We start from the raw sequence: 14,910 nt of genomic DNA on the forward strand, positions 1-14,910 counted from the left end.
GGTGGGCTCTCAGAACAGGAAATAGCGCTGCGCCATGGGCAGCACCTTCGCGGGCTCGCAGATCAGCAATTCGCCATCGGCGCGCACCTCATAGGTTTCGGCATCCACCTCCATCACGGGGGTGGCGTCGTTCAGCACCATGCTCTTCTTCGAGATGCCGCCGCGCGTGTTCGTCACCGGCAGCAGCGGGCGCGTGAGGCCAAGGGATTTCGCGAGGTCCGCATCCATCGCGGCCTGCGAGGTGAAGGTCACGCTGGTGAAGAGCGAGGCGCGGCCATAGGCCCCGAACATGGGCCGGTAATGCACGGGCTGCGGCGTGGGGATGGAGGCGTTGGGGTCGCCCATCGGCGCCATGGCGATGGTGCCGCATTTCAGCACCATCTCCGGCTTCACGCCGAAAAAGGCCGGGTTCCAGAGCACGAGATCCGCGAGCTTGCCGACCTCGACGCTGCCGACATGGGCCGAGATGCCCTGCGCGATGGCGGGATTGATGGTGTATTTCGCGATGTAGCGGCGGGCGCGGAGATTGTCGTTCTCGCCCGTCTCGCCGGGCAGGCGGCCGCGCTGCACCTTCATCTTGTGGGCGGTCTGCCAGGTGCGGATGATCACCTCGCCCACGCGGCCCATGGCCTGGCTGTCGCTCGACATCATGGAGATGGCGCCGAGGTCGTGCAGGATGTCCTCGGCCGCGATGGTCTCGCGCCGGATGCGGGATTCCGCGAAGGCCACGTCCTCGGCGATGCGCGGGTCGAGGTGATGGCAGACCATGAGCATGTCGAGATGCTCGTCCACCGTGTTTACCGTGTAGGGCATGGTGGGGTTGGTGCTGCTGGGCAGCACGTTCGTCTCGCCCAGCAGCTTCAGGATGTCCGGCGCATGGCCGCCGCCCGCGCCTTCCACGTGGAAGGCGTGGATGGTGCGGCCCTCGAAGGCGGCGATGGTGTCGGCGACGAAGCCGCTCTCGTTCAGCGTGTCGGTGTGGATCGCCACCTGCACGTCGTATCTGTCGGCCACCGCGAGGCAGTTGCGGATGGCGGCCGGCGTGGTGCCCCAATCCTCATGCAGCTTCATGCCCGCCGCACCGGCGCGGATCATCTCCTCCAGGCCTTCGGGGCGGGCGGCATTGCCCTTGCCGAGGAAGCCGAGATTCATCGGGAAGCCCTCAGCCGCCTGGATCATGCGCGCGAGATGCCAGGGGCCCGGCGTGCAGGTTGTGGCGAGCGTCCCATGCGCGGGGCCGGTGCCGCCGCCGAACATGGTGGTGACGCCGCTGGCCAAGGCTTCTTCGATCTGCTGCGGGCAGATGAAGTGGATATGCGCGTCGATGCCGCCGGCGGTGAGGATCTTGCCCTCACCCGCGATGATCTCGGTGCCCGGGCCGATCACGATGTCCACGCCGGGCTGCGTGTCGGGGTTGCCGGCCTTGCCGATGGCGGCGATGCGGCCGTCGCGCAGCGCCACATCGGCCTTCACCACGCCCCAATGGTCGAGGATCAACGCATTGGTGATGACGGTGTCGGCGGCGCCCTGTTCGCGCGTCACCTGGGATTGTCCCATGCCGTCGCGGATCACCTTGCCGCCGCCGAACTTCACCTCCTCGCCATAGGTGGTGAGGTCGCGCTCGACTTCGATGAAGAGCTCGGTATCGGCCAGGCGCACGCGGTCGCCCACCGTCGGGCCATACATGCCGGCATAGGCATTGCGGGAGAGGCGGGCCATCAGCCGCGTCCTGCCGACTGAGGGCGAAGCCCGAAGGCGATGAGCAGGTCGCGCATCACAATTTCCCTTCCACATCGCCGCGGAAGCCATGCACCACGCGGCCGCCGCGCAGCGGCACGAGGCGTATGGTGCGGGACTGGCCGGGCTCGAAGCGCACCGCCGTGCCGGCGGCGATGTCGAGGCGCTTGCCGCGCGCGGCGGCGCGGTCGAAGGTCAGGGCCGGGTTCGTCTCGAAGAAGTGGTAGTGGCTGCCGACCTGGATGGGGCGGTCACCCGTATTCGCCACCTCCAGCTCGGTCACGTCCTGGCCGGCGTTCAGCTCGATCTCGCCGGGCGCGCAGATCACTTCTCCTGGGATCATGGGGGGGCCTCCCTGGTCCGATCCCGGAGCGCCACTTCGGCGCGGAGGGTGAGTCGGCCCAGCATCAACGAATGGGGTTGTGGACGGTGACGAGCTTGGTGCCGTCGGGGAAGGTGGCTTCCACCTGGATGTCGTGGATCATCTCGGCCACACCCTCCATCACCTGGGCGCGGGTGATGACCTCGCCGCCCGCGGCCATGAGCTCGGCCACGGAACGGCCGTCGCGCGCGCCTTCCACGACGAAGTCGGTGATGAGCGCGATGGCCTCGGGGTGGTTCAGCTTCACGCCGCGCTCCAGCCGCCGGCGCGCCACCTGGGCGGCCATGGCGATGAGCAGCTTGTCTTTTTCGCGGGGTGTCAGGTGCATTGCAGCATCATGGAACGGGTTGCCTCAGCACGTCCACAACCTTGGAAGGACGGGCGGCAGGCCGAGCGCGGCTTCGCGCAGTGCCGGGAGGGCGGCGGCCATGGCGCCGCGCACCGCGCCGGCCGAGCCGAGGAAGCGCAGCAGCAAGAGGCCGGGGCGGATGAGGGAGGCGGCGCCGCCGGTCAGCTCCCGCGCCAGCTCGCGGTGGCGGGCGGCGTCCTCGGTCAGCAGCAGGATCATGCCGAGCGAATCCGCGCCATCCAGACCGAAAGGGGCGTCGCGCTGGGCGGCGTCCAGGCGCATGGCGTCGGCCCAGACCAGGCGCCCGCCCTGAGAGAGGCGCCAGCGGTCATGCAGGGCGCCGCTCTGCCAGGTCTCGCCGCGGGCGATGCGGCCGAGCACCACGGCCTCGGCCGCCAGCAGCGTGCCGCCGGGGGCGACGCGCGCGTCCATGGCGCGCGCCAGCACCGCGCCGTCGAAGAGGATCGCCTCCTGCGGGAGGAATTCCAGGACCGCGCCTTCCGCGACCTCGATCCGCGTTTCGATGCGCGAGGCGTCGCCCAGGCTGCGATAGATCTTCTCGGCCGCCGGCGTCGTGATCTGCGCGCGCGCGCCGGGGTGCAGCGTGATGCCGGAGGTGATGGAATCGCCGCCCGCCAGCCCGCCCGCCACGTTCACGAAGGCCGCTTCCAGCGCGGCGCCCGGCTCGGGCGTCGGGAAGAGGATGCGCAGCGGGGAGGCCTGGGCCAGGCGGACCAGGCCATGCGCCGCCACCTCCAGCGATGCGGCGCCGATCGCGCGTTGATGTCTGATCATGCGCGGCGAAGCTTGGCCGCCAAGCCGCGCGCATGGCAAGCTTCGCCGCATGGAACTCTTCGTGAAGCTCGGCGCGCGGCGCTATCGGATCCAACGTCCCTGGGGCGCCGTGCCGGATGGCGCGGGCAAGGTGAGCGACGTCGCGGTGGACGCGCAGGGGCTGATCTACGTGCTGCTGCGCGCCGACCCCTATGTGGACCCGGCCATCGCGACCGTCATCGTGCTGGATGCCGACGGGCGGCGGCTCGATTCGTGGGGCGAGCGCGTGGCGGATGGGCACATGCTCTGCGTCGCGCCCGATGGCTGCGTGCATGTGGTGGACCGCGACGCGCATGAGATCATCCGCTTCGATCCGGAAGGGGAACGGCTGGGCGCGCTGGGGGTGCGGCACGGGCCGGGCGAGCCCTTCAACAGCCCCTGCGACATCTGCTTCGCCCCCGATGGCACGGCCTTCGTGGGCTGATGGCTATGCGACCTCGCGCATTCATCGCTTCCGGCCGGACGGCACGCCCGATGGCGGCTGGGGCGAACCCGGCCGGGGCCCCGGCCAGTTCTGCACGCCGCATGCGGTCTGGATGAACGCCTTCGGCGAGATCGCGGTGGCGGACCGCGACAACAGCCGGGTGCAGATCTTCACGGCAGCGGGCGAGTTCCTGCGCGAGATCACGGACGTCCATAAGCCCATGGATATCGGCTCGGATTCCGACGGGAACTGGTGGGTGACGGACCAGGTGCCGCGCCTTTCCGTCTTCTCGCGCGACGGCGCGCTGGTGGGACGCGCGCGGGCGGTGCTGAACGGGGCGCATGGCATCGCGCTGCACCCGGATGGCAGCGTGCTGCTGGCGGAGATCAACCCCTCGCGGCTGACGCGGCTGGCCCCGGTCTAACGCACGGCGGCCAGCCCGGCCGACGGCTTGCGGGGGCGGCGGCCGAGGGACCAGTTGGGGGCGAGGCGCACCTCGGGGTTCGGCACGGTCCAGCAGGCGCCGTCCTCATCCAGGAAGACCACCCACATGAGGTGTGATTCCGGCCCGTAATCCATGAGGAAATGGGCGAGACCGGGGCCGTGCGGCGTCGTCATGGGCAGCGGCGGGTTCAGTTGCTGGAGGATCATGGCGCCTCATCCTGGCCCCGGGCCGCTTCGGGATGAGGCAGGCGGGCCATGGAGAACCCCCTGGCGCGCCGCTGGTTGCGCCGCGCTCATCTGCCCTGCGCCGTGGGCGGTTTTCTTGCATCGCAGCGCGGGTTAGACCTGCCCCGTTTATGTTCAGGAGAATTGTGTGATGCGTGTGGGCGTGATCGGTGCCACGGGCGCGGTCGGCAAGGAATTGGTGGCGGTGCTCGCCAAGCGGAAATTCCCCGTGAGCGAGCTGCGCCTTTTCGCCTCCACTCGCAGCGCCGGCACCAAACAGACCACGCCCTGGGGCGACGTCGCGATCGAGGCCTATAGCCCGGACGGCGCCCGCAACCTCGACCTCGCGCTGCTCGCCGTCTCGGGCGATTTCGCCAAGGCGCATGCGCGCGCGCTGGCGGCCGAAGGTGTCGCCGTGGTGGACAATTCCTCCGCGCTGCGCCTGGAGGATGACGTGCCGCTGGTGGTGCCCGAGGTGAATGAGGGCGCCATCGGCTCGCATCGCCTGATCGCCAACCCGAACTGCACCACGGCCATCCTCGTGGTCGCGCTGGAGCCGCTGCGGCAGGCCTTCGGCCTGAAGCGCGTCATCGTCTCGACCTACCAGGCGGCCTCGGGCGCTGGCGCCGAAGGCATGGCCGAGCTGGAGCGCGAAACCCGCCGCGTGCTGGTGGACGGCCAGCCCGCGCAGCATGAGGTGTTCGCCCACCCGCTGGCCTTCAACGTCATCCCGCAGATCGACAGCTTCCAGCCCAATGGCTACACGCGCGAGGAGATGAAGGTGGCCTGGGAAAGCCGGAAGATCATGGGCATGCCCGATCTTCTGATCTCCTGCACCGCCGTCCGCATCCCGACCTATCGCGTGCATGCGGAAGCCGTGACGATCGAGACCGAACGCCCCATCACGCCCGAAGCCGCGCGCGAGGTGCTCTCGCGCGCGGCGGGCGTGCGGGTGGTGGATGAGCCCTCGGCCCAGCGCTACCCCATGCCGATCACCGCGACGGGACAGGACGATGTGGAGGCCGGCCGCATCCGCGCGAACCCGGTCTTCGGGGATCGCGGGCTGGACTTCTTCCTCTGCGGCGACCAGCTGCTGAAGGGGGCGGCGCTGAACGCGGTGCAGATCGCGGAACGGCTTCGCAAATAAGTTCCAGGGCTCTGCCCTGGACCCGCCGGGGCCGAGAGGCCCCGGACCCCGGGTGTTTGGCCCAGGTCGGACGGGGGCGCTCAGCCTGCTCCGGTTATGTGCAGCGCGACTAATGGGCGCCCCAGTTTGCCCCTTATCGCTTTCGGCCTGAACTCCCTCCCGGCGTGCGACCGAATCCGCTCCCTCGTAGCCACGATAGATCGCCGAACGGTTTTAGAGGTGTCTTCGTTCGTTTACGAGAAGAAATCGCATATTCTGTTGCTTCGCCATTCCGAGTAATTTGAATTAACTGACGACGAAATTCTTCAACATCTCCAAAATAATTTGGGTAAGCTGCTTTCAAATTTTCGACTTTATCAACTTCTACTAACACGACTGTCTGATTATTTCTGCCATTTCGATTTTCCAATACTTCAGCACTATCGTAAGATGTAGCAGCTTTTCTTGGAATGTCGTACGGATCAACGGCTACTTTCTGATTAATATGATCGAATCGAAGCAAGAAGTGAGTTGGCCTGAAGCCCGGAGCCAGCGCGTTGTCCGTGCCATGCATCCCGATTCTGATGTGGTCGAGTAGTTCAATGGCTCTCAGTTCGGCCTCTAGGTGTCTGATTTCGGCCAGTCGTTCTTGCTTATCGAGCGAGGAGGCCGGGAGCGGGCAGCCTTCAGCTTCAGCGAATTCGGACGAGATCAGGGCAAACAAACGCAGCCATTCTCGGCTTCCTTCATGGTTCTTCAGGCCTTCACCGCGGAATAGGCCAACGGCTTCTACAGTGGTAGCCCAGGCGTGTTGTAGCTTAGTCCTAATCTGAAGTTCGATGCGCCGTCCCTTAAATTTTTGTTCAATTGAGTTCTTTGAATTAAAACTCAGAATCAGGTGGTGGCTTCGGTACCCGTCAATCTTTGGTTCCAAGATATAGTTATCCTCTCGCCATATGTCATGGCGAAGATTTGATCTTAATGCGGCGGTGAGTTCGTGAACGCTGCGAATATCAGGCATGATGGCGCGACAGCCGCCAAGATCCTGAATTTGGGATAGTGTAAGTTTCTTCCGTAATAATTTGCCGCGGATAGCCGGCATTCGCTTTAGGCGCGCGCCAGTAAGGCCGTGAAGGCCGGCATCCTTCATGTGATGAAGGATGGAGCGTCGGATACTTCGCATCGGAAAGGCGTGGGAATCGCGCCAACTATGGGCGACCCGGAAAGCGTGCCGAATCTGTTCTTCGGTCTCATCTGACCACGGCAAGCCGCTGGCGATAACCTTGCCGGCACGTGCAACTTCACCTTTGCTGTAAACGAAGTCTGGGAAACGCGACACTTCGAGGTGCCCCCCCCGGTTAGCCTGGATCCTCGTCAGCCGTGACAGTCGCGGTAAACCGAATCGCAGGGCATGAATTGAGATTAGCTTTCCCAGTCCGTTGACTGCACCAGTTTCTGGCGCCGATCCGACTGCAAGGCGTGCCCATGCTGGCCAAGCCATGCGCGACCTGATGTGTCGGGTTCCGAGGGGCCAGCCCCTCGGCCGCCGGAGGCCTTTTCTCTCGCTTTTTGTTCTTGTTTTGTTCTATACCTCCCCCCCCAATGCGCACCCACCTCACCGATGCCGAATATGCCCTCCTTCTCCCCCTCATCCCCGGCGGCGGTCGTCCGTCGGAGGATCGGCGCCGCACGCTGGACGGCATTTTCCATGTGGTGATGTCCCGCTGCATCTGGGCGGAGATGCCGGCGCGGTTCGGCAAGCCGGACACGGTGCGCCGCCAGCTCGTGCGCTGGATGCAAGCCGGCGTGCTGGACCGCTGGCTCTTCGCCGCGACCAACCCGGAATTCGACAGCCTGAGGGAACGGCTTTGCCGCGCCTGGCGCCGGGTGGCGCGGCGGGCCACCCTGCATCAGCTTCTGGTGGTGAAGGAATTGGACCTGCGCTCAGCCCTGCCCTGCGCCCCCTGCTTCCTCCCGGACCTGGCTTTGTCCGAAAGCATCGAAAAGCTGGTGGCGAAGGCGCTGGAAGACCTGCGGAGCATCCCGCGCGGCCTGCTCAAGGCCTGTGGCGGGCTGCTGAAAATGGCCGGCGGTGACATGCGGCAGTGGCGGACCCGATGAAGACGGCCCGCCACCCCCGCATCAGCTCAGCTGCTGGTGCCCGCCAACTCCGCCACGAGGAAATCGCGGAAGACGGAGACGCGCTTGGACGCCCGCATCTCTTCCGGATAGACGAAATAGGCGTTGATCTTGGGCGCCTTGAGCTCCGGCAGCACGGTCAGCAGGCCTTCCAGCTCCGGCCCCATGTAGTCCGGCATGGCGGCCAGGCCCATGCCCGATTGCACGGCGCGCAGCATGCCGGTCAGGCTGTTCACCTCCAGCGTGCCGCGCCGCGCCTGGCCGGGCTTGCGGCCGATCTCGGCGAGCCAGTTGATGTCCTCGACCGGCGGGCGGTAGTCGCCCCAGACGATGAGCTTGTGCGCGTCCAGCTCTTCCGGGCGCTGCGGGATGCCGTGGCGCTTCAGGTAGTCCGGGTGGCCCACGATGCGCCAGCCGAAGCTCGCCACATGGCGCTGGATCAGGTCCGGCTGGCGGGGCGGGTGCATGCGGATGGCGACATCCGCCTCGCGCATGGCGAGGTCGAGGTCGGCATCGTCCAGGATCACGGAGACGTTGATCTCCGGGTACATTTCCAGGAAGCGGTGCAGGCGCGGGGCGAGCCAGGAGCCGCCGAAGCCCGTGGTGGTGGTGATCTTCAGCCGCCCGGCCGGGCGTTCGCGGCCCTCGGTCAGCAGCGCCTCGGTCATGGCGAGCTTGGCGAAGACCTCGCGCACGGTGCGGTTCAGCGTCTCCCCCGATTCCGTGAGGATCAGGCCGCGCGCATGGCGGTGGAAGAGCGGCACGGAGAGCGCATCCTCCAGCGCCTGGATCTGGCGGGAGACGGCGGATTGCGAGAGGGCGAGGGTCTCGCCCGCATGGGTGAAGGAGCCGGCCTCGGCGACGGCGTGGAAGACGCGCAGCTTGTCCCAGTCGAGCGGCATCACGCGGCCGCCTTGCTGGATTCGGTTTCGTGAGCGGCGAGGAACTTCTCGGCGTCCAGCGCCGCCATGCAGCCCGTGCCGGCGGCGGTCACCGCCTGGCGATAGACCTTGTCCGCCACGTCGCCCGCCGCGAAGACGCCCTCCACGCTGGTGCGGGTGCCGCCTGGTGTCACCATCAGATAGCCTCCTTCATCCATGGCGAGCTGGCCGCGGAAGAGGCTCGTCGCCGGATCATGGCCGATCGCCACGAAAATGCCGTCCACCGGGAGTTCGCGCCGCTCGCCGGTGCGGGCGTGGCGCAGCGCCAGTCCGCGGGCGACGGGGCGGGGCGCGTCCGTGCCCAGCATCTCCTCGGTCACCATGTCCCAGAGAATGGTGACGTTTTCCTTGGCGAAGAGGCGCTCCTGCAGGATGCGCTCGGCGCGCAGGCTGTCGCGGCGGTGGATGAGCGTGACGTGGCGCGCGAGGTTGGCGAGGTAGAGCGCCTCCTCGACGGCCGAATTGCCGCCGCCGATGACGGCGACGTCCTTGCCGCGGAAGAAGAAGCCGTCGCAGGTCGCGCAGGCGGAGACGCCGAAGCCCGAGAGCGCCTGCTCGCCGGGGATGCCGAGCCAGCGTGCCTGGGCGCCCGTGGCGATGATGATGGAATCCGCCATGTAGACATCGCCGCTGTCGCATTCGGCGCGGAAGGGGCGGCGGGAGAGGTCCACGCTCGTGACGAGGTCGTATTTGAGTTCGGTGCCGACATGTTCGGCCTGGGCGCGCATCTGCTCCATCAGCCACGGGCCCTGCACGGCCTCGGCGAAGCCCGGATAGTTCTCGACCTCGGTGGTGATGGTGAGCTGGCCGCCCGGCTGCATGCCGGCGACGAGAATGGGCTTCAGGCCGGCGCGGGCCGCATAGATCGCGGCGGTGTAGCCGGCCGGGCCGGCGCCGATGATCAGGAGGCGGGTGGGGATGGTGGCGGTCACGGGCGATTCCGGAGACTGGCGTGTGTGGCACGCATATCTGCCCATCTTCGCATGCGGAACAAGAGAGTGGGTTGCACTTCGCCGCATCCGCAAGGATATTGCGCGCCATGGCACCCCGTAGCAACGAAACAACGCCCAACGGCGCAGCCGAGCTGGACGCGATTGACCTCCGGATTCTCGCGGAGCTGCAATCGGATGGGCGGATCACGAATGTGGAGTTGGCGAGCCGGGTGGGGCTTTCGGCACCGCCCTGCCTGCGCCGCGTGCGCCGGCTGGAGGAGGCGGGGGTGCTGCGCGGCTACCACGCCGATGTGGAGCCCTCGGCGCTCGGATTCGAGGTCACCTTCTTCGCCATCGTCGGGCTGGAGAGCCAGAAGCAGGTGGTGCTGGACGCCTTCGAGGCCGAGGTCATCGCCTGGCCGGAGGTGCGCGAATGCCACATGATCCGCGGCGGCGGCGACTTCCTGCTGCGACTCGTGGCGCGAGACACGGCGCACGAGAACGCGCTGACGGCGCGGCTGACCAGCGCGCAGAACGTGCTGCGCGTGCAGACGCTGCAGACGATCCGCACCGCGAAGAACGCGGTGGGCGTGCCCTTCTAGGTCAGGGCGGCCGGAATCGAGCCCTTCCCAACGGACCTTCCCCAAGCATAGGCTTCCCTTCGCGAGCGGGAAATCCGCCGTGAGACGGAACCACAGGGAGGATCCGCATATGGACCGCAGAACGCTTCTGGGCGGCACTGCCGCCGGCTTGCTCGCCGCGCCCACTGTCGTGCGCGCGCAGGCGCCCATCACGCTGAACGGCGCCGTGCAGTTCAACGACGACCACGTCTTCAACCGAACGCTGCTGCGCTTCGAAGAACTGGTGAAGCAATATGCCGGACGGCCGGTGAACTTCGTCCTGCACCGCAACAGCAGCTTGGGCCTCGAGAAGCAGTATTTCGAGTACATGTCGGCCGGGCGCGCGGTGGATTACGGCATTGTCTCGCCGGCCCACATGTCCACCTTCAGCCGGGCCGCGCCCTTCATTGACGCGCCCTTCCTGTTCCGTAACCTGGCGCATTGGAACCAGGTGATGGACCAGGACCTGCTGTCGCCTGTCGCGCAGGAGGTGGAGCGGCGCGCGCGTGTCATGCTGATCGGCTATGCCGGCGGCGGCATCCGCAACATCTTCGCGAACAAGCCGGTCTCGAACATGGCGGAGATGCGGGGCCTGCGCGTGCGCGTGCAGGGTGCCCCCATCTGGAACCGCACCTTCGCGGCGGCCGGCATGGCGCCGCAGGTCATCGCCTATAACGAGATCTACAACGCCATCCAGAACAACGTGCTGGAAGCGGGCGAGAACGAGGCGGCGGGCGTGCTGGCAATGCGCTTCTTCGAGGTGGCGCCGCAGCTCGCCATCACCGAGCACGCGATCACGGTGCGGCCGATCTGCTTCTCGGCCCAGACCTTCGCGCGCCTGCCGCGTGAGGTGCAGGAGGCGGTGCGCCGCGCGGGCCGCGAGGCCGGCGTCTTCGGCCGCCAGGCGGAAAGCACGGAGGATGGGCAGACGCTGGCGCGCCTGGAGGGCGAGGGAAGGCTGCGCCGCATTCCCTTCACTGACCGCGCGGCGATGCTCGCCGCCGTGGCCCCGGTGATGGCCGCCTATGCGCGCGAGATCGAGGCGGAGAACATCTTCTCCCGCATCAGCGCGCTGAGCAGCTGAGCCGATGGCGCACCACCAGCCGCGCGGCGCCTTCCGCCGCGCCACCTTCCTCTACAGCCGCTTCCTCGATGTGCTGGTGGTGCTCACCGTCTTCATCCTGATCATCCCGGTGACGTTGCAGATCTTCGCGCGCTTCACCGAGTGGATCCCGCGCTTCATCTGGACGGAGGAGGCGGCGCGCTTCCTCCTCGTCTGGATGGTGATGATCGGCGCGATGATCGGCGTGCGGGAAGGAAGCCACTTCATCGTGGACCTCTTCCCCTCGGCCACGGGCAGGTTCAAGGCGGTGCTCGACCTGACCGCCAACGTCTTCATGCTGATCTTCGGCGCCGTCTTCCTCTGGTGGGGCATCGAGTTCACCGACTTCGCGTGGTTCCGCATCAGCGAGCTGGCGGAACTGCCGCTCTGGACCATCCACATCGCCTGGCCCATCGCGGGCTTCTCCTGGCTGCTCTTCACCGGCGAGCGCATGTGGGACAGCATCCAGGTGCTGCGGGGGCGCGGCTGATGGGGGCCAGCACGCTCTCCTCCGCGCAGGCGGCCTGGATCCTCTTCGGCGGCTTCTTCGGCATGCTGGCGCTGCGGGTTCCGGTGGCCGTCGCCATCGGCCTCGCCTGCCTGCCCATCCTGCTCATCGAGGACCGGCTCTGGCCCATGCTGCTCCTGCAGGAGACCTTCAACGCCTATAACAGCTTCATCCTGCTCGCCGTGCCCTTCTTCCTGCTCACGGCGAATTTGATGAACATCGGTGGCATCACGGACCGCCTGGTGCGCTTCTCCCGCGCGTTGGTGGGGCATTTTCCGGGCGGCCTTGCGCAGGTGAACGTGGTGCTCTCCATCTTCTTCGCGGGCATCTCGGGCAGCAGCACGGCCGATGCGGCGAGCCAGGCCAAGCTCTTCATCGAGGCGCAGCGGAAGGAGGGCTATGACGACAGCTTCTCCGTCGCCATCACCGCCGTCTCGGCCGTGCTGGCGGTCATCATCCCGCCCTCGATCCTGATGATCGTCTGGGGCGGCGTGCTGACGGTCTCCATCGGCGCGCTGTTCCTGGCGGGCGTGCTGCCGGGCCTGCTGATCGGCCTGGCGCAGATGGGGACCGTGCATGCCTATGCGAAGATCCGCGGCTATCCCACCTATCCGCGCTCGACGATGAACGAGATCTTCGCCTCCTTCCTCGTTTCCATTCCGGCGCTGCTGACGCCCTTCATCATCATCGGCGGCAAGATCTTCGGCTGGTTCACCGCGACGGAGAGCGCCTGCATCGCGGTGCTCTATGCGGGCTTCCTCTCGATCATCGTCTATCGCGAGATGGACATGCGCGGCTTGTGGAACGCCTTCAGCGAGACGGGGAAGCTCTCGGCCATCGCGCTCTTCTGCGTGGGCACGGCGAGCGCCTTCGGCTGGCTGCTCGCCTTCTACAAGATCCCCGAGGCGCTGATGGCGGGTGTGGGCGCCTGGCAGATGGGGCCGGTGCTGACGGGCTTCTTCATCGCGGGCGTCTTCCTGGTGGTGGGCTGCTTCCTGGATGCGATCCCGGCCATCATCATCGTGGGCGCGATCCTGCAGCCGATCGCGGAGGCGGCCGGGCTGCACCCGGTGCATTTCGCGATGATCGGCATCGTCTCGCTGGCCTTCGGGCTGGTGACGCCGCCCTATGGGCTCTGCCTGCTCATCACCTGCGCGGTGGCGGAGATGCGCGTCATTGATGCGCTGAAGGATGTGTGCCTGATGCTGCTGCCCATGCTGGGCGTGCTGGCGCTGCTGATCCTCTGGCCCGACATGGCGCTGCTGCTGCCGCGGCTGATCGAGCCGGATTTCCTGAAGTGAGAGCAAGGGGCTTTGTCCCTTGAACCCCACCAGAGGCCGAAAGGCCTCTCGAAAACGTCAGGTGCGGCGGACGCCGAAATCGCCGGCTTCGAGCGCGGCGATCAGGGCTTCGCCCTGGGCGCGGTCCCGCACCTCGATCATCAGGTGCAGCTCCGTGCTCTGCACCGTGGGGGCGCCGAACAATTGCTGGTGCTGCACCTCGATCACATTGCCGCCGATCTCGGAAATCCGCGCGGCGATCTGCGCCAGCATGCCGGGGCGATCGGGAATGTCGAAGGTGAGACGCAGGATGCGCCCGTCGCGCAGCAACTGTCGCAGCAAGACGTTCGACAGCGCGCGGGAGTCGATGTTCCCACCGCAGACGACGGTGCCGACATGCAGCCCCGCGAAGCGATCGGGATGGGTCAGCAGCGCCGCGACACCCGCCGCACCGGCACCCTCCGCCACCACCTTGGCCCCCTCGGCCAGCAGCGCGATCGCCTGCTCCACCGCATGTTCGGGGACGACGAGGATCTCCACGCCGAGGCGCCGCAGCATCTCCAGCGGCAGGCTGCCGACATCACGCACCGCGATGCCCTCGGCGACCGTCGGGCCGCCCACCTGCACCGGCTGCCCGGCCAGGCGCTGGCGCATGGCCTGGTAGCCCTCGACCTCCACGCCGAAGACCGGCATCCCCGGCCGCAGCGCGCGCGCCGCGACGGCACAGCCGGTCACCATGCCGCCGCCGCCGGTGGGGAAGATCAGCGCGTCCAGCTCGGGCGCATCCTCCAGCATCTCGAGCGCCAGGGTGCCCTGGCCGGCGATGACGGCCGGATCATCATAGGGATGGATGAAGGTGAGGCCCTCCGTCCGCGCGAGGTGATGCGCATGGGCGGCGGCCTCGGCCAGGGTTTCGCCGTGCAGCACCACCCGCGCGCCGAAGCCCTCGGTGCGGGCGACCTTCGTGGAGGGCGTGAAGCGCGGCATGACGATGGTGGATGCGATACCCAGCAGCGTCGCGTGGCGTGCCACGGCCTGCGCGTGGTTCCCGGCCGACATCGCGATGACGCCGGCCTCGCGTTCGCGGGCGCTCAGCAGCGAAAGGCGATTGGCCGCTCCGCGCTCCTTGAAAGCGCCGGTGGCCTGGAGGTTGTCCAGCTTGAGGGTGACCCGGGTGCCGCAGGCTTGCGAGACGGCGGGGTTCTCGATGCTGGGCGTGCGCAGGATACGCCCGCGGACGCGCTCGGCCGCGGCGCGGATGTCGGCAATGGAAAGCGTCACGGGATCAGCTGAAGGCGACCGCGGTGATCTCGACGGCGCGCGCGCCGCCGGGGGCGGGCACCTCCACGCTGTCGCCGACCTTCTTGCCCATCAGCGCCTTGGCGAGCGGCGAGGAGAGCGAGATCGAGCCCGTCTTCATGTCGGCCTCATACTGGCCGACGATGCGATAGGTCGTCTCCTTCTCGGTCTCCTCGTCGATGATGGTGACCCGCGCGCCGAAGCGCACCTGGCTGCCCGTCATCTTGCTGACGTCGATCACCTCGACCGAGGGGATGATCGCTTCCAACTCGGCGAGCCGCCCTTCGATGAAGGATTGCCGCTCGCGCGCCGCGTGATACTCGGCGTTTTCCGAGAGGTCGCCATGCGCGCGCGCCTCCGCGATCGCCACGATGATCGCGGGGCGTTCGACGGATTTCAGTTGCTTCAGTTCCTCTTCCAGCTTGGCCAGCCCCTCGGCGGTCATCGGGAACTTCTGCACGGCGGTATCTTCCTTCGCGGCGATACCCCTCTCCCTGGCCGGCTCTTGCGTGGCACGCCAGGGTGAGAGGGGAGGGAAGGGGGCGGGAGTGCCCCCACCCTCCATGAG

General features: G+C 67.3%; 18 protein-coding genes. 8 read left to right on the forward strand and 10 right to left on the reverse strand.

Translation table 11 applies throughout. From position 1 onward, the window contains the following. Positions 1-9: 9 nt before the first annotated feature. The 4 genes from ureC to ACQ860_RS16685 all read right to left on the reverse strand — a co-directional run bounded on the left by ureC (position 10) and on the right by ACQ860_RS16685 (position 3,263). Positions 10-1,719, reverse strand: coding sequence for an urease subunit alpha (gene ureC / locus ACQ860_RS16670; RefSeq protein WP_431304456.1), 1,710 nt, complete (start codon positions 1,717-1,719; stop codon positions 10-12). A gap of 55 nt (positions 1,720-1,774) precedes the next feature. Beyond that, positions 1,775-2,080, reverse strand: coding sequence for an urease subunit beta (locus ACQ860_RS16675; protein WP_431304457.1), 306 nt, complete (start codon positions 2,078-2,080; stop codon positions 1,775-1,777). 64 nt (positions 2,081-2,144) lie between these two features. Further along, the gene (locus ACQ860_RS16680) at positions 2,145-2,447 is read right to left on the reverse strand and encodes an urease subunit gamma (RefSeq protein WP_431304458.1); all 303 of its coding nucleotides are present in this window, start codon (positions 2,445-2,447) and stop codon (positions 2,145-2,147) included. A gap of 24 nt (positions 2,448-2,471) precedes the next feature. Then, entirely contained in the window at positions 2,472-3,263 is a 792-nt protein-coding gene (locus ACQ860_RS16685) for an urease accessory protein UreD (protein WP_431304459.1), read from the reverse strand. 49 nt (positions 3,264-3,312) lie between these two features. Here ACQ860_RS16685 and ACQ860_RS16690 point away from each other — a divergent pair, with 49 nt between their 5' ends. After that, entirely contained in the window at positions 3,313-3,726 is a 414-nt protein-coding gene (locus ACQ860_RS16690) for a hypothetical protein (protein ID WP_431304460.1), read from the forward strand. After that, a complete protein-coding gene (locus ACQ860_RS16695) occupies positions 3,704-4,150 on the forward strand; it encodes a hypothetical protein (RefSeq protein WP_431304461.1) in 447 nt (148 codons plus the stop codon). The genes ACQ860_RS16690 and ACQ860_RS16695 overlap by 23 nt, the downstream gene beginning before the upstream one ends. On the opposite strand, the gene ACQ860_RS16700 is transcribed toward ACQ860_RS16695, so the two are convergent. Further along, positions 4,147-4,377, reverse strand: a complete 231-nt coding sequence (locus tag ACQ860_RS16700; RefSeq protein WP_431304462.1) for a hypothetical protein — start codon at positions 4,375-4,377, stop codon at positions 4,147-4,149. The genes ACQ860_RS16695 and ACQ860_RS16700 overlap by 4 nt on opposite strands. A gap of 169 nt (positions 4,378-4,546) precedes the next feature. Here ACQ860_RS16700 and ACQ860_RS16705 point away from each other — a divergent pair, with 169 nt between their 5' ends. Continuing rightward, positions 4,547-5,542: an aspartate-semialdehyde dehydrogenase gene (locus ACQ860_RS16705; RefSeq protein WP_431305776.1), complete on the forward strand. Its 996-nt coding sequence runs from the start codon at positions 4,547-4,549 to the stop codon at positions 5,540-5,542. A gap of 133 nt (positions 5,543-5,675) precedes the next feature. Here the strand turns inward: ACQ860_RS16705 and ACQ860_RS16710 are convergent, their stop codons facing one another. Beyond that, a complete protein-coding gene (locus tag ACQ860_RS16710; protein ID WP_431304463.1) occupies positions 5,676-6,671 on the reverse strand; it encodes a RelA/SpoT domain-containing protein in 996 nt (331 codons plus the stop codon). A 452-nt stretch (positions 6,672-7,123) separates the two neighbouring features. Here ACQ860_RS16710 and ACQ860_RS16715 point away from each other — a divergent pair, with 452 nt between their 5' ends. After that, positions 7,124-7,642 carry a transposase gene (locus tag ACQ860_RS16715; RefSeq protein WP_431304464.1) on the forward strand — a complete coding sequence of 173 codons (519 nt, stop codon included), beginning with the start codon at positions 7,124-7,126 and terminating at the stop codon, positions 7,640-7,642. A gap of 26 nt (positions 7,643-7,668) precedes the next feature. Here the strand turns inward: ACQ860_RS16715 and ACQ860_RS16720 are convergent, their stop codons facing one another. Then, on the reverse strand, positions 7,669-8,562 hold the full coding sequence (locus tag ACQ860_RS16720) for a LysR family transcriptional regulator (RefSeq protein ID WP_431304465.1): 894 nt from the start codon (positions 8,560-8,562) through the stop codon (positions 7,669-7,671). Further along, positions 8,562-9,533, reverse strand: coding sequence for a thioredoxin-disulfide reductase (gene trxB, locus ACQ860_RS16725; RefSeq protein WP_431304466.1), 972 nt, complete (start codon positions 9,531-9,533; stop codon positions 8,562-8,564). Before trxB ends, ACQ860_RS16720 begins: the two co-directional genes overlap by 1 nt. 107 nt (positions 9,534-9,640) lie before the next feature. On the opposite strand from trxB, the gene ACQ860_RS16730 reads away from it, so the two are divergent. From ACQ860_RS16730 to ACQ860_RS16745, 4 genes are all read left to right on the forward strand, one after another. Then, complete coding sequence (locus ACQ860_RS16730) at positions 9,641-10,135, forward strand: Lrp/AsnC family transcriptional regulator (RefSeq protein ID WP_431304467.1); 495 nt, start codon at positions 9,641-9,643, stop codon at positions 10,133-10,135. A gap of 109 nt (positions 10,136-10,244) precedes the next feature. Further along, positions 10,245-11,237, forward strand: coding sequence for a TRAP transporter substrate-binding protein (locus ACQ860_RS16735; RefSeq protein ID WP_431304468.1), 993 nt, complete (start codon positions 10,245-10,247; stop codon positions 11,235-11,237). 4 nt (positions 11,238-11,241) lie between these two features. Then, on the forward strand, positions 11,242-11,745 hold the full coding sequence (locus ACQ860_RS16740; protein ID WP_431304469.1) for a TRAP transporter small permease: 504 nt from the start codon (positions 11,242-11,244) through the stop codon (positions 11,743-11,745). Continuing rightward, the gene (locus tag ACQ860_RS16745) at positions 11,745-13,064 is read left to right on the forward strand and encodes a TRAP transporter large permease (protein WP_431304470.1); all 1,320 of its coding nucleotides are present in this window, start codon (positions 11,745-11,747) and stop codon (positions 13,062-13,064) included. Before ACQ860_RS16740 ends, ACQ860_RS16745 begins: the two co-directional genes overlap by 1 nt. A gap of 57 nt (positions 13,065-13,121) precedes the next feature. On the opposite strand, the gene ACQ860_RS16750 is transcribed toward ACQ860_RS16745, so the two are convergent. Together ACQ860_RS16750 and greA are read right to left on the reverse strand one after the other, a co-directional pair. Then, positions 13,122-14,324: a threonine ammonia-lyase gene (locus ACQ860_RS16750; protein ID WP_431304471.1), complete on the reverse strand. Its 1,203-nt coding sequence runs from the start codon at positions 14,322-14,324 to the stop codon at positions 13,122-13,124. 4 nt (positions 14,325-14,328) lie between these two features. Continuing rightward, positions 14,329-14,802 carry a transcription elongation factor GreA gene (greA, locus tag ACQ860_RS16755; protein WP_431304472.1) on the reverse strand — a complete coding sequence of 158 codons (474 nt, stop codon included), beginning with the start codon at positions 14,800-14,802 and terminating at the stop codon, positions 14,329-14,331. Positions 14,803-14,910 lie beyond the last annotated feature (108 nt).

The organism is Sediminicoccus sp. BL-A-41-H5 (genome assembly GCF_050632405.1).
GTDB lineage: Bacteria > Pseudomonadota > Alphaproteobacteria > Acetobacterales > Acetobacteraceae > Roseococcus.

Coding starts and splice junctions, on each gene's coding strand:
- ACQ860_RS16705 (WP_431305776.1), top strand. CDS start 4,547: ATGCGTGTGGGCGTGATCGGTGCCACGGGCGCGGTCGGCAAGGAATTG.
- ACQ860_RS16740 (WP_431304469.1), top strand. CDS start 11,242: ATGGCGCACCACCAGCCGCGCGGCGCCTTCCGCCGCGCCACCTTCCTC.
- ACQ860_RS16715 (WP_431304464.1), top strand. CDS start 7,124: ATGCGCACCCACCTCACCGATGCCGAATATGCCCTCCTTCTCCCCCTC.
- ACQ860_RS16720 (WP_431304465.1), bottom strand. CDS start 8,562: ATGCCGCTCGACTGGGACAAGCTGCGCGTCTTCCACGCCGTCGCCGAG.
- ACQ860_RS16695 (WP_431304461.1), top strand. CDS start 3,704: ATGGCACGGCCTTCGTGGGCTGATGGCTATGCGACCTCGCGCATTCAT.
- ACQ860_RS16745 (WP_431304470.1), top strand. CDS start 11,745: ATGGGGGCCAGCACGCTCTCCTCCGCGCAGGCGGCCTGGATCCTCTTC.
- ureC (WP_431304456.1), bottom strand. CDS start 1,719: ATGGCCCGCCTCTCCCGCAATGCCTATGCCGGCATGTATGGCCCGACG.
- ACQ860_RS16735 (WP_431304468.1), top strand. CDS start 10,245: ATGGACCGCAGAACGCTTCTGGGCGGCACTGCCGCCGGCTTGCTCGCC.
- ACQ860_RS16690 (WP_431304460.1), top strand. CDS start 3,313: ATGGAACTCTTCGTGAAGCTCGGCGCGCGGCGCTATCGGATCCAACGT.
- ACQ860_RS16710 (WP_431304463.1), bottom strand. CDS start 6,671: ATGAAGGATGCCGGCCTTCACGGCCTTACTGGCGCGCGCCTAAAGCGA.
- ACQ860_RS16730 (WP_431304467.1), top strand. CDS start 9,641: ATGGCACCCCGTAGCAACGAAACAACGCCCAACGGCGCAGCCGAGCTG.
- ACQ860_RS16700 (WP_431304462.1), bottom strand. CDS start 4,377: ATGATCCTCCAGCAACTGAACCCGCCGCTGCCCATGACGACGCCGCAC.
- ACQ860_RS16685 (WP_431304459.1), bottom strand. CDS start 3,263: ATGATCAGACATCAACGCGCGATCGGCGCCGCATCGCTGGAGGTGGCG.
- ACQ860_RS16680 (WP_431304458.1), bottom strand. CDS start 2,447: ATGCACCTGACACCCCGCGAAAAAGACAAGCTGCTCATCGCCATGGCC.
- ACQ860_RS16675 (WP_431304457.1), bottom strand. CDS start 2,080: ATGATCCCAGGAGAAGTGATCTGCGCGCCCGGCGAGATCGAGCTGAAC.